The sequence below is a fragment of the Microbacterium sp. JZ70 genome (assembly GCF_053903225.1).
Window position 1 is genome coordinate 394915 of record NZ_CP096405.1, and the last position, 13153, is coordinate 408067.

Consider the following 13153-nt stretch of genomic DNA (forward strand, 5'->3'; position numbering starts at 1 on the left):
GTCAGCGTTCCTGTGACGCCCGAGTACGAATACGCGCGCACCGTGTAGGTGCCGGGCTTCGTGACCGGGACCGCCTGCATGGTGCCGCCGTATAGGCCGAAGCTGCCCAGAACGAAACGGCGTAAGAGCCGTCCACGGTGCCCTGGAAGGGTCGGCGGTCCTGCCGGATGACTGCTCCGGCCGGCTCGCTCGTGAGTGTCCAGCCCTCGGCGGATGCGTCTCCGTCGGCCCCCGCCGTCTCGAAGCTACCGTTGACGACCGGCACCGCGACCGGCAGTTCGATGCGCACTCCCGAGGTCGTCTGGCTGTGCACGACGGTGATGGGCGCCGAGAACGAGTCGAGGTATCCGACCTGCGCAGCCGTGACGACGAGACCCTGCCCCGACGGCACCCCGGCGATGGTGAATGCACCGTCTGATCCGGTGGTTGTCTCCGCTTCGCCGATCCGGACGGCAGCGCCGCTGAGCGGCTGACCGTCGGTCCCGACGACCGTGCCCGTCACCGTGCCGACGTCCTCGATCAGCTGCACGGACGCGGTAACGTTGGAACCTGACACGGTCAGCTGCGTGGTGCTCGCGACGTATCCGTCCTGCGTGACCTTCATCGTGTATGTGCCGTCAGCGACGGTCGGGAAGCGGAACACCCCGTCAGCGCCTGCCAGACGGCTGGACGCGTACCCGTTGCCGGTGATCCGTATCAGCGCGCCGACGATTTTCTCGCCGCCGCTGCCGGTGATGGTTCCGGACACGGCGCGCAGGGGCTGGGTTCCGCTGAGCACGACGTCGAGATCGGCGCGTGCGCCCGCGGTGACCGAGACCGTCGCGGCTTCGGGCGCCCCGAGTCCGGACTTTTCGGCCGTGACGGTGTGCGATCCCGTCGCCGCGCGGGCGAAGTAGTAGTCGCCGTACTCGTTGGTCATCGCCGTCCGTGCGTCGCTTCCCGGCGTCGCGAGCGTGACGGTGGCACCCGTCACCGGCAGCCCGGCGTCGTCGGTGACGGTGCCAGCGACGGTGCTCGTATCCGCACCGCGCGTGTTCAGTCGGTATGCGTCGAGGACGGGCAGCGCCTTGCCCTCGAGGTCGAACAGGGTCGTGTTGTCGATCGCGTTGATGTCGGCCCGGTCGGTGGACTCGAAGTAGGCCCACCCCGTCTGTCCGCCCGCGTACGTCTGGATCGGGTCCCAGTACAGGTCGCCGATGACCTTGCCGCCGGCGACGCCCTGCATCTCGTTGAAGAGCTCGATCATGAAGTCGCGCTGGAGCTCGGGAGAGGCATCCGACGGCTCACCGTACGGGCCGATGTGCTCGAGCTGCCCCGGTCCGCCGGCGCCCTTCTCGTCCTGGTAGTTGAATCCGGTCTCCATGATCATCATCGGCTTGTCGAACTGCTGCGTGATCGTGTTCGCGAACTCCGCGAAGCGAGGTGCGGACTTGTTGGTCCAGTACGGATAGAAGGACGTGCCGATGATGTCGTAGTCGACGTTCTGCGCGGCGGCGTTGGAGAAGTACGACTGATACGTGGCGGTGTTGCCGCCGTCGTCCAGGTGGATGATGATCTTCGAGTCCGGCGCCTTCTCACGCACGGCGGCGGCACCGGCGTTGTAGAACCGTCCGAGGTTGTCCCAGTTCGCAAGGCTGCCGTAGGGGAACAGCATGCCCGAACGGGTCTCGTTGCCGAGCGAGACGTACTCCGGGGTTGTGCCCTGATCGTTCATCTGCTGCAAGACGTCGCTCGTGAAGTCGTGGACCTGCGTCTCGAGGATGTCAACGGCTTCGGCATCGGTCTTGCCGTCGATGAGGCTCTGCCACTCGTGTGGGATCTTCTGCAGACCCGGGTTCGTCCAGTAGTCGCTGTAGTGGAGGGACAGCTGGATCTGCAGCCCGGCCGCCTTCGCGCGCTGCGAGAGCGCGAGCGCGTCCTCCGTGTCCACGTATCCCTCGGGCACGTAGTAGCCGCCGTCGCCTCGTCCCTTGCCCGGGTCGTTGTAGACGCGGATGCGGACGATGTTCCAGCCGCTATCAGCGAGGATCTGCAGCGGATCGGTCTCCCGTCCGGCAGCGTCGGAGTACCGGCCGCCGAGGTCCTCGGTGTAAGTGAGCGCCGAGATGTCGCCGCCGACGAGCATCTCGTACGGGTCGTCGTCCCTCACGAGGGCGAGGTCGTCGATGCGCACGGAGCCTGCGTCGCTTCCCAGCGTCCGCAGACCGACCTCTACCTGCCCGCTCGTCACGTGCACGCCGCGAAGCGTGGTGCGCTTCCAGGTGCCGGCTTCGTCGTAGGCGAAGTTCGTGCGTGGTATCGCAGTCTTCGCGTCGGAGTCACCGCCACCTGCAGCGAAAATGTAGGCCTCATCAAAGCCGCCGTCGTTCTGCACCCAGGCGGTGAGGCGGTAGTACCCGTCCGCGAGGCCGTCGACGACCTGGGACGTCTCGTGCCCACCGGCTTCCGAGTGCTGGACGGCGTGCGCGGAGCCGGATCGCCCGGAGTCGAGCAGCTCCCCTCCGATGTCCCAGGCGGCGCCGCCATCTTCGAAGCCCGGCTCGGTGAGGAAAGACTCCGCCGGCTCGGGCTCACCCGGACCGTCGGTGGCGGGCTCGACGGTCACATCGTCGATGAAGCCCGTCAGCGTGGAAGACGTCAGTTCGGGGACGACGATCTGAATCTCGAGCTGACCGTCGGCACCGACCGGGACATCTTCGACGCGGATCTCGTCCCACGTCTTCGTCCCGTCGATCTGGGTCGCCCCGCCGCTGGCGATGGGGACGGATGCTCCGTTCGCCACGAGTCGGCTGTCACCCAGACTGTCGTTTGCCCACACAAAGAGCGAGACGTCGTACGAGCCCTCGGGCGCGGTCAGCGTCTGGGAGAGCGTCGCGGCGTCGTTCCACTGATTCAGGCCCTGCGAATAGGTGCCGCTGTGAGCCGCGGCATCCGTCACCCAGACCGTCGTGGTCATGTTCCAGTCGGCCGCCACCCAACTGTCGGCAGTGGTGAACTCCTCGAAGCCACCGTTGGGCACGGTCACCGGCCCGGCGACTGCCTCCGCCCCGGGAAGTGCGATCAAGCTGGCACCGATGACCCCAGCCGCCGTTGCGACCCCGCCGAGCGCGCGTGCGCGATTTCCCCGTCCCATGGACGCTCCCATCGTTGGACCCCGACGTCGTTGTCGTGCTTCGGGGACAGACCTGCTGTGCGAGTGCGGCCGCCCACGAGCCCGGGTTCGCCGACCCTACGGATGCTAGAGACGGCGCAACGCGGTCGGCGCCGAATCAATGGCATCCTCCATCAGCGGGCGTCGGATCATCCATACGATGACCACCTTTCGAGCGAGTGACGCGGCCAGCGCCGAGCGGTCGCGAGGTGATGGGACCGGACGACCGACCGGGGCGAGCACGGCGCTGAGTTCCTCGGCGCTCAGCACGCGCTTGACCTCTGCGCCCGTCACGGTCGGTGTGTCCGCTTCACGCGCCGGGGAGGTGGCCGGCCGCGACAAGTCGCCGCACCTCGGCCGGGTCAGCGAATGCCGACCCCACCGCCACCGCCCGGCATCCCGCGGCGAGGAACTCCTCGGCGTTGTCTGCCGACATCCCGCCGGTGGCGACGAATCGCGCCTCGGGGAACGGCGCAAGCTGCGCGCGCACCCACCCGGAGCCCAGCACCGAGGCGGGGAACGCCTTGAGCCACGTGAGGCCGGCGTCGAGGGCCTGATGGACCTCCGTCGACGTGGCCACCCCGGGCAGATGCGGCGTGCCGGCGCGTGCCGACGCCGCCACGATCTCGGGATCGAAGCCCGGCGCGACCGTGAACTGCGCGCCGCAGTCGATCGCGCGATCGAGTGTCGCGAGCGAGCGAACGGTGCCGGCGCCGACAACCCGCCCCCGCTCGCGGCCCGCCTCGACGGCCGCCCGCAGCGCCTCGAACCCGGCATCCGACTGGACCGGCACCTCGACCGCTGTCGCGCCGGCATCCCACGCGGCCGCGCACAGCGTGACCGTGTCGTCCGGGGACGCGCCCCGGAAGATGCCCATGATCCGCACGTCTGCGAACAGACGATCAAACAGCTCGGCTCCACTCATGCTCGGTTCTCCTCCACCAACGCGAACAGCGTCGCGATCTCCTGGTCCGTCGGCACCGGGGGGCAGTCCCCGACGATCTGCACCGTGCGCGAGGCGAGCAGGTGGCCCAGCGCGAGGGACTGCCGAGGGGATGCCCCACGCATCCAGCCGCTCAGCCACCCGGCCGCGAAGGCATCCCCCGCGCCCACCGTCTCGACCACATCGACCCGGCGTGCATCGACCCAGTCGACGCCGTCCGGACCGAAGGTCGCCGCGCCGATGGCACCGTCCTTGACGACGAGGACGGCCGGCTCCGGGAGGAAGTCCCGCACGTCCTCGACCGTCGAGGTGCCCCACAGCGTCTCCGCCTCGTCGCGGCCCACGAAGACGATATCGGCCCGCCTGCTCAGGTCGGCGAGGACGGGTGCAGCCTCGGCCACCGGCCACAGCCGCGGCCGATAGTTCACGTCGAAGCTGACGGCGGCGTCCCCGTGGCGACGATCCGCGACGATCGCGTTGGTGAGAGCTCGGCAGCTCGCGCTGAGCGCGGTCGTCGTGCCGCTGACGTGGACCAGGCGCGTGCCGTCGAGCGCACCGGAGCCCAACACGCCATTGGCGGTCATGCGCGACGCGGCGGACCCTTGCCGGTAGTAGTAGACCGTCGTTCGTTCGCCGTCCGGGTCCTTCACGTAGAGCCCGGTAGGCGCTTCCTCATCGGTGGCGACGAACGAGAGATCGACACCGGCACCGTGCAACTCATCACGAATAATGCCGGCGAAGGGATCGTCTCCTAGTGCGCTCACCCACCGCACGCCGTGGCCGAGACGCGCCATCGTTGCAGCGACGTTAGACTCGGCGCCTCCTACTCGGAGCACGAGCCGCGAGTTTGCGGCGAGGGGGGTGGCGTCCTCGGGGACGAGCATGACCATCGTCTCGCCGAGGCATGCGATGTCAGTCGCCACGTGGGCCCCCGAAGAGGTCAGTGCACTCCCGCTGCAGCTCGATCTCGCCCCACATCGGGTGGTGCGGCGCGGCGTTCGAGGACACGACGGCGCCCCACGCACCGACATCCCGGGCGCGACGCGCAGCCGTGCGGTGGAACTCGGTGCCGATTGGACCCTCTTCGTACCAGGTGTTCAGCGGCGTGTAGCCAATCCACCCTTCCCCGAAGACGAGGGGGATGCCGCGTGCCCGGCTGAAGTCCGCGGCGACATCGATCCACACCTGCAGCTTGAGGTGCATCTCTGGGTCGAAGAGCGCCTGACGCTGGTAGAGGTACCGGTCCCAGGCATCCGGGTCGCACCAATCGTGGACGAAGATCTCGGGCTTGCCGACGATTGTGGCTTCCTTGCGCCACAGGTCTGCTTGCGGAGGTTGCCAGTCCTCGTACTCGGGTGCGCCGGGGCGCAGGAATGGTCGCGCTCGCGCCGTGTCGAAGCGCGCCTCGTCGCGCAGGGCGAGGGTTTCCATGAGTTCCCCGAGCGCTCCGTAGATATACGGGTGGAAGACAGCAACGTCGATGTTCGCCGGGATGGCTCGCATCGCGTTGACCGGAACTCGGGCATAGTTCACGGTGACCGGCACGTGCGGCAGCCGATGGTGGAAGCGATCCAGTCCCCTCGTCAGCCGGTCTGTCAACAAGAGAACCGGGTCGACGCCGTCCCGGGTGATGCCGTCCGTCAGCATCCCGTACTGCACCTCGTTGTGGAGTTCGACGAACGCGACGCGATCAGCGAGATCGTGTCGCTCGAGTTCGTCGTACAGATCGGCGAGGGCGTCGGCCAGGACGACGGCACGCTCGTCGGGATCGACCGCCAGCAGCGCATCGAACCAGGACCGGTCGCCGTAGAACGACGAGCTCTGCTGGTACTCCCAGCTCGAGACGATCACGAAGACGCCGTGACGTTTCGCCGCACGGAAGAGCTCCCGGGTGTGCTCGAGGGCGTCGACCTCGACCCGATGCTGCACGTCGTACCAGCGGGTGCCCTGCGCGTACTCGCCGCCGAGGGGACCGAACGAGGCACGCGTCGTGTCGAGCCCGGACCGGAACAGGAGGAACGGCATGGCACAGATCCGGACTGTGTTGTAGCCGCGGTCGACCGCCTCTGCGAAGGCGCGGTCGAGGTCCTCGAAGGGCTCACCGGGGCCCGTGCGGGTGTACCAGGTGAAGTCCCACAGGCTGATGGTGAGCTTCTCGGGGACGTGGGTCGGTATGGGGACTGGGGTGTAGGACACGGGTTCCTTCCTTCGTCAGCTCTTGACCGCGCCGGCCGAGAGCCCGTCGATGAGTTGCTTCCGCAGCCCGATGAAGACGAGGATGCTCGGGATGGCGGCGAGGATGGCTCCGGCGAGGACGATGTCGTACTGACGACCCTCCGCTCCGAAGATGGACTGCAGACCGAGCGGCAGCGTGTACAGCTGCGGGTCGCTGACGATGATCAACGGCCACAGGAAATTGTTGTAAGTGCCGAGGAAGCTCCACACCGCCAGAGCACCGAGCGCGGGCCGGAGCAACGGCAGGACAATGCTGCGGAAGATGGTGAACTCGCTCGCGCCGTCGATCCGCGCCGCGGCGAGGATCTCGTCGGGAACGGCCTGCTCCGTGAACTGGCGCATCATGAAGATGCCGAACGCCGGCGCCACCCAGGGGACGATGAGCGCGAACCACGGAGCCGCCAGGCCGGTCTTGGCCAGCATGATGAACAGCGGGATGATGATGACCGCGAAGGGGATCGCGAGCGAGCTGAACATCACGTCGAACAGCAGGTTCTTGCCGCGGAACTCGTACTTTGCGAACCCGAAGCCGGCCATCGCGCAGACGAACACGGTGATGACCGTGGAGACGACGGCTACGACCGCGCTCACCGCGAACCAGTTCAGGAACGGGTAGCCGGCGAACAGCTGCGCGTAGTTGCCGAGCGTCGGTTCCGCCGGGAGCAGGCTCGGCGGATAGGCGAAGAGGGCGCTGCGATCCTTGAAAGAGGAGGCCAGCGCCCAAATGAGCGGGAACATCCAGAAGATCCCCGCGAGCGTCAACCCGATGAAGATGAACGGCCGAGCCCTGCCGCGCTCGGGCGCGGCGGCGTTGCGCGACGAACGTCGCACCCCGACGGTCACGGTCTCGGTGGAGGGAGCGCGGAGCGAGGTCACTGTGCCTTTCCAATCCCGAGCGAACGGTAGGCCAATCGGCCGATGATGAAGACGATGAGGAACATCACGACGCCGGCCGCAGAGGCGTATCCGAGCTCCTGACGCTGGAATCCGGCGCGGTAGATGAACTGCGCGATCGAGATGGTCGCCTCGCCGGGTCCGCCCTGCGTGAGCAGGAACGGTTCCTCGAAAATCTGCGCGGAGCTCACCAGGACGGTGACCGCGACGAAACTCGCGATCGGCCGCAGCGCGGGGAGCGTGACGCTCCAGAATGCGCGAACGGGTCCGGCCCCATCGAGCGCCGCCGCCTCATGGAGCTCGCGGGGCACGTTCTGCAGCCCGGCGAGGAAGAAGATCGTGAGGTATCCCGTCCACCTCCAAAGGACGAGGATCACGACGACGGCTTTCGCCCACCCGGGGCTGGTCAGCCAGTCGACGCCCGGGATCCCGAACACCGCTCGGAGCAGCGCGTTCACGAGGCCGTACTGCTGGTCGAAGAAGAGACCGAACACGAGCGCCACGACGATCGGTGAGACGACCATCGGCAGGAAGAAGACGGCGCGGAACGCGTCGCGCAGTCGGAGCCCCCGCGCGTTCATGGCCAACGCCAGCAGCAGCGCGAGCGGCAGCACGAGCACCATCGCCGCCAGCGTGTATATCCCGGTGTTGCCAAGAGCGGTCCAGAAGCTCGGGTCGCGGAACAGCTCGACGTAGTTGCGGAAGCCGACCAGGTTGGGCTCTCCGAGTCCCGCCCACTCGGTGAAGCTGAGGTACACCCCGAAGCCGATGGGGAACAGCATGAAGAGTGCGTAGAGCACGAAGAACGGCGAGATGAAGAGGTACGGCGCACTGCTCCCGGTGTGCCGGGGCCGCCTCAGTGCAGAGGCTCGCGAACGTGCGTCGACCTCGATGGGAGGGTACGGCACGACGGCTTTGTCGCTCATCGGTGTCCTTTCGCTGTTCTCAGTCGCTCTGGCGCGTCTGCTGCTTGTAGCCCTCGACGGTCGCCGCGATCGTCTGAGAGGGGGTGAGGTCGCCGCGGTAGAGCGACAGCAGCGGTGCGCCCATGGCGGCGGACAGCTGCTGCATGGTCGCGGACTGGAAGAAGGCGGGCAGATCGCGCGCCGACTCCCGGTAGACGTCGAACACGCGCTGACCGCCCAGGTACTCGTCGGTGATCTCGGTGAATGCGGGGTCGTCGTAGAGCGAACGGAGCGTCGGCAGATAGCCGCCAGCCTGGTACCGCAGGAGCTGGCCCTCCGGTGTGAGGTAGGTGCGGGACAGCAGGTCGAGCGCCGCGTCACGCCGCGGCGTGCCGAGCCCCACAGCGAACCCCGTGCCGCCGAGGTTGCTCGCCACGTGTCCGCCACCCGCGAAGCGCGGGATCGCTCGCATCCGCCACAACCCGGCCTGGTCGGGGGCATTCGACTGCAAGCCGTAAAGGTTGTACCAGTTCGGCATGACCGTGGCGATGAGTGTGCCGGACTTGAGGGCAGATGCCGCGGCCGATCCGTACGGATCGCCCAGAACCATGAGCGCGCCGCTGGCAACACCGCGCTGGATGTAGTCGAGCACGTCGATCGCCTCGGGAGAGTCGATCGACAGCGCTCCGGACTCGTCGAACGGCGACCCGCCACGCTGCAGGAACAACTGCAGGAAGGAGTTGAAGATCGAGGTGTTGTCGCCACTGGAGACCATGCCGATGGACTTGCCCGCGGACTCGAAGGCGCGCGCGCCGGCATCGAGGTACTCGTCCCACGTCTCCATAGCCGGATCGATGCCGAGCGCCTCGAACTCGTCCTCCCGGTAATAGAACACGGAGATGGACGCGTCGGACTCGAGAGCGTACACCTTGCCGTCACGGGAGTACGGGGCCACTCGGAGCAGATCGTCCGCCAAGGGGGCGATAACGTCGCTGAGATCCACGAAGAGGTTCTCAGCCATCTGCGGTTTCAGGACGCGCGGGAACTCGCTGATGATGATCCCCAGCAGGTCGGGCCCCTCACCGCCGGCCACCGCCTGCGTAATCGTCCGGCTCAACAGATCCGCACCGTTGGCGGATACCGGCGCGATGGAGGGGCGGAAGACCGATCCGCGCATCAGCGCTGTATCGGCAGCAGCGTTCTCGAACGTCGTGATGTAGCTCGGATCGTGCGTCCACAGCTGCAGCCTCGCCGCCCCCGACGTGAGAGGGGCGGGCCTCGACGTCGCGCAGGCGCCCAGCGCGAGAATACTGGCAGCGCTCATGCCGGCGAGCAGCGTACGCCGACTCAGGAGCGTGTCGAGGCGCAGTGCGCCTCGCCTGGTCTCGGTCATGTCGTTCCTCTCACCTCGTCGGGAGGGGGCGGCCGGCGGCAGTTGAGTCCGCGAAGCACCCTGTAATATTCATAATATACAAAGAATTGATCGAGGGCGGCTAGAGTAGTCGTGAGCGACGCGAAAGGGACGACGGTGTCGAGCTACAACGGACGTGGGCTGCACGGCCAGATCGTGGAAGCGATCGGACGACGAATCGTGCAGGGTGACTACGCCGAAGGCGACACCCTCCAGCCCGATGCCCTTCAACGCGAGTTCGGAGTGAGTCTGACCGTTATCCGAGAGGCCCTTAAGGTCCTGGCAGCAAAGGGCATCGTCGACGCCCGCCCGAAGCGCGGAACCTTCGTCACGGCCCGCGAATCGTGGAACCTGCTCGACCCGGACGTGCTCCTGTGGGACATGACGACCGAGAACCTGCCGCGCATGCTTGCCCAGCTCGGCGAGCTGCGCGCCATCTTCGAGCCGGAGACCGCGGCGCTGGCCGCAGCGAGACGAGACGAGGGCGACGTCGAGGCGCTGCGCGCCTCGTTCGAGGCGATGACGGGCACGGACGACCTCGCGGCCGTCACCGACGCCGATCTCCGGTTCCATCGTGCCGTCACGATGGCAGCAAAGAACGATCTGCTGACCAGGGTCGAGCTCCTGACCCGGTCGATCTTCGCCGAGCGCGACCGACTCGCGCACCGACACGTCGGCACCGTCGACGCCCTCGACCTTCACCGCACGTTGCTCGACGCCATCATCGCGCGCGACGCGGACGCCGCCCGCGCCGCAGCCGAGCACATCGTCGGGCGCGCGGCATCCGACGACGAGACATCGGTCACTCGTGCCTTTCAGGAGCGCACGAGTCCACGGAGGGCAGGCTGATGAAGATCACACGCATCGAGACCTTCCTCGTCGCGCCGCGCTGGCTGTTCTGCCGGGTCGAGACCGACGACGGGATTGTCGGCTGGGGCGAACCCAGCCTCGAGGGCCGCGCGCTCACCGTGCGGACCGCCGTCGAGGAGCTCGCGCCTCTGCTCATCGGGCAGGACCCGCTGCGTGTCGAAGATCTGTGGCAGATCATGACCAAGGGCACGTTCTATCGCGGCGGTCCGGTGCTCTCCAGTGCCGTGGCGGGCATCGATCAGGCGCTCTGGGACATCGCAGGCAAGGCCCGCGGCGTCCCCGTCCACGAGCTGTTCGGGGGGCCCGTCCGCGACCGCATCCGGTACTACACCTGGGTGGGCGGCGATGAGCCCACCGAGATCGCCGACCGGGTGGCCGAACAGGTCGCCCTCGGGACCACCGCCATCAAGATGAACGGCGTTGGACGCAAGCGCGCCTTCGCCTCCCCCGGTCAGCTCGACGGAATGGTCGACCGCGCGCTCGAGGCACGCGCCGCACTCGGACCGGACGGCGACGTCGCCATCGACTTCCACGGGCGGATGTCACCGGCGGACTGCCGACGCGTCATCCCCCGGCTCCGCGCGGCGGATCCCATCTTCGTCGAGGAACCCCTAGTGCCGGAGCTGATTCACCTCCTGCCGCAGATCGTCGAGTTGGGGGTTCCGATCGCCACCGGCGAGCGGCTCTTCAGCCGTCACGCGTTCCTCCCCGCGTTCAATGCAGGCATCGCGGTCGCCCAGCCGGACATCTCCCACGCCGGGGGGATCTCCGAGTTGCGCCGCATCGCCGCGATGGGCGAGGTGTGGGGCGTGCAGGTGGCGCCGCACTGCCCCCTCGGACCGATCGCACTCGCGTCGAGCCTGCAGGTCGGGTTCAGCACGCCGAACTTCCTCATCCAGGAGTTCAGCTCCGGAATCCACTACAACCGAGGCAACGACGTGCTCGACCACGTCCTGGACCGTTCCGTCTTCCAGACACGGGATGGCCATTTCTCCCGACTCACCGCGCCCGGCCTTGGCGTGGACATCGACGAGAAGGCGGTCCGCGAGGCGGACCGTCGCGGCGTGGACTGGTCCTCGCCCGTCTGGCGCGACGACCAAGGCGCCTTCGCCGAGTGGTGAGGGTCGAATCCAACATGCATGCAGAAAGGACCGCGATGATCGGTGCGCGTTCGAAGCGCGACAAGGTCGCCGTCATCACCGGGGGCGCGGGAGGAATCGGCGCCGCGACCGCTGGAAGGCTGGCCGTAGACGGCTCGGCGGTCTATCTGATCGATCGCTCGCCCGCGGTGCTGGACCGGGCCGCGGAGCTCGCCGCCGACGGCCTCCGGGCGCGGGCGTGCGTGATGGACATCACAGACGAGGCCGCGTGGGAAGCGGCGCTCGCCGACTGCCGCGAGAACATGGGCGCTCCGACCACGCTCGTGAACAATGCGTTCATCGTGAACGTCGGCTCGGTCGAGGAGACCTCGCTCCAGTCCTGGAACCGCCAGCTGGACGTCAACCTCACCGGCGCGTTCCTCGCAACCCGAACCCTGCTGCCCGACCTGCGCACTGCCGAGAACGGCACGATCGTCATGGTCTCATCCGTGCACGCGCGCTTCGGCATCCCCGGACGGCCCGCCTACGCGGCAACGAAGGCCGCGCTCACGGGCTTCGCGCGTCAGCTGGCCGCCGAGTACGGCCCCCAGGTCCGCGTGAACAGCGTCCTGCCCGGCCCTATCCTGACGGCGGCATGGGACGACTTCGATGAGGACGCGCGGCGGACCGCCGGCAACGCAACCGCCCTGGGCCGTCTCGGCCGCGCGGACGAGGTGGCCGAGGCCATCGCCTTCCTTTCGTCCGAGCGAGCCTCGTTCATCACCGGAGCAGAGCTGCACGTCGACGGCGGCTGGAGCATCACGAAGGACTCGGAATGACGGATGCAACCGGGCTCTGGACCTCGGCGAGCGGCACCGCGCTGGAGCTCGGCGAAGGCGCACGCGTCGCCGGGGACGGGATCCGGTGGGTCGACCTCCTGCAGGGCACGCTGTTCCAGTGGAGCCCGCATCGCCCGTCGGCCGCCCGCGTGCTGAGCGTGCCGCAACCGCTCGGCTTCGTCGAGCCGTGGGCGGGCGGCGGCATCGCGGCCGCCGGCACCGGTCTGGCACGGGTCGACGGCACGGTGCTCACGCCGCTCACCGACACGGGGCTCGATGCCGCTCGATATCGGGTGAACGACGGCACCGTCGCGCCGGACGGCTCCGTGTGGTTCGGCACGATGGTCCACGACGGATCGTCGCCGGACGGCGCGCTGTGGCGATGGAACCCCGGCCAGGAGCGCCCTGCCCTCGTGCTCGCGGGCATCGACATCCCCAACGGCCCCGCATTCGCGGGCAGCGGGACGGACGCGATCCTCGCGGACACCGCCGCGGGACGCATCCTCCGCGTCACCGCGGAGGGCCGGGTCGACGTCCTCGTCGACGGCATCGACGGCGCCCCTGACGGACTCTTTATCGACGACGTCGGACGCATCTGGAATCCGGTGTGGGGACGAGCGCGCGTCGACATATACGCGCCCGATGGTGAGCGCTCGGCGTCCTTCGACGTGCCTGCCCAGAACCCGACCAGCCTCGTCATCACCGGAGGACCCGATGCGGTCGTGGCGGTCACGAGCTCCACGCTCGGCCTCACGGCTCCGGACCCGCTGGATGGTCACACAATCGTCGCGCGCCTCGCAGACCTCAGTCTCGACCTGTGCTGACC

General features: G+C 68.1%; 12 protein-coding genes. 4 read left to right on the forward strand and 8 right to left on the reverse strand.

The features are described from left to right. Window position 1: 1 nt before the first annotated feature. From M1D46_RS01775 to M1D46_RS01810, 8 genes are all read right to left on the reverse strand, one after another. Window positions 2-3025: a glycosyl hydrolase 53 family protein gene (locus M1D46_RS01775; RefSeq protein WP_456286416.1), complete on the reverse strand. Its 3024-nt coding sequence runs from the start codon at window positions 3023-3025 to the stop codon at window positions 2-4. Between the two features lie 213 nt (window positions 3026-3238). After that, on the reverse strand, window positions 3239-3445 hold the full coding sequence (locus M1D46_RS01780) for a hypothetical protein (protein ID WP_456286417.1): 207 nt from the start codon (window positions 3443-3445) through the stop codon (window positions 3239-3241). 16 nt (window positions 3446-3461) lie between these two features. Beyond that, window positions 3462-4076 (reverse strand): bifunctional 4-hydroxy-2-oxoglutarate aldolase/2-dehydro-3-deoxy-phosphogluconate aldolase, encoded by a 615-nt coding sequence (locus tag M1D46_RS01785; protein WP_456286418.1) that lies wholly within the window; start codon window positions 4074-4076, stop codon window positions 3462-3464. Beyond that, window positions 4073-5017 (reverse strand): sugar kinase, encoded by a 945-nt coding sequence (locus M1D46_RS01790; protein WP_456286419.1) that lies wholly within the window; start codon window positions 5015-5017, stop codon window positions 4073-4075. Before M1D46_RS01790 ends, M1D46_RS01785 begins: the two co-directional genes overlap by 4 nt. Then, the gene (locus tag M1D46_RS01795) at window positions 5007-6290 is read right to left on the reverse strand and encodes a cellulase-like family protein (protein WP_456286420.1); all 1284 of its coding nucleotides are present in this window, start codon (window positions 6288-6290) and stop codon (window positions 5007-5009) included. The genes M1D46_RS01790 and M1D46_RS01795 overlap by 11 nt, the downstream gene beginning before the upstream one ends. A gap of 15 nt (window positions 6291-6305) precedes the next feature. Beyond that, complete coding sequence (locus M1D46_RS01800) at window positions 6306-7205, reverse strand: carbohydrate ABC transporter permease (RefSeq protein ID WP_456286421.1); 900 nt, start codon at window positions 7203-7205, stop codon at window positions 6306-6308. Then, a complete protein-coding gene (locus M1D46_RS01805) occupies window positions 7202-8149 on the reverse strand; it encodes a carbohydrate ABC transporter permease (RefSeq protein ID WP_456286422.1) in 948 nt (315 codons plus the stop codon). Before M1D46_RS01805 ends, M1D46_RS01800 begins: the two co-directional genes overlap by 4 nt. Window positions 8150-8168: 19 nt before the next feature. Further along, window positions 8169-9521, reverse strand: coding sequence for an ABC transporter substrate-binding protein (locus M1D46_RS01810; protein WP_456286423.1), 1353 nt, complete (start codon window positions 9519-9521; stop codon window positions 8169-8171). A 111-nt stretch (window positions 9522-9632) separates the two neighbouring features. On the opposite strand from M1D46_RS01810, the gene M1D46_RS01815 reads away from it, so the two are divergent. The 4 genes from M1D46_RS01815 to M1D46_RS01830 are packed head-to-tail and all read left to right on the forward strand — an operon-like array spanning window position 9633 to window position 13151. Then, window positions 9633-10388 (forward strand): FadR/GntR family transcriptional regulator, encoded by a 756-nt coding sequence (locus tag M1D46_RS01815; protein WP_456286424.1) that lies wholly within the window; start codon window positions 9633-9635, stop codon window positions 10386-10388. Then, window positions 10388-11530: a galactonate dehydratase gene (gene dgoD, locus M1D46_RS01820; RefSeq protein WP_456286425.1), complete on the forward strand. Its 1143-nt coding sequence runs from the start codon at window positions 10388-10390 to the stop codon at window positions 11528-11530. Before M1D46_RS01815 ends, dgoD begins: the two co-directional genes overlap by 1 nt. Continuing rightward, the gene (locus M1D46_RS01825) at window positions 11527-12327 is read left to right on the forward strand and encodes an SDR family NAD(P)-dependent oxidoreductase (protein WP_456286426.1); all 801 of its coding nucleotides are present in this window, start codon (window positions 11527-11529) and stop codon (window positions 12325-12327) included. Before dgoD ends, M1D46_RS01825 begins: the two co-directional genes overlap by 4 nt. Next, window positions 12324-13151: an SMP-30/gluconolactonase/LRE family protein gene (locus tag M1D46_RS01830; RefSeq protein ID WP_456286427.1), complete on the forward strand. Its 828-nt coding sequence runs from the start codon at window positions 12324-12326 to the stop codon at window positions 13149-13151. The genes M1D46_RS01825 and M1D46_RS01830 overlap by 4 nt, the downstream gene beginning before the upstream one ends. Window positions 13152-13153 lie beyond the last annotated feature (2 nt).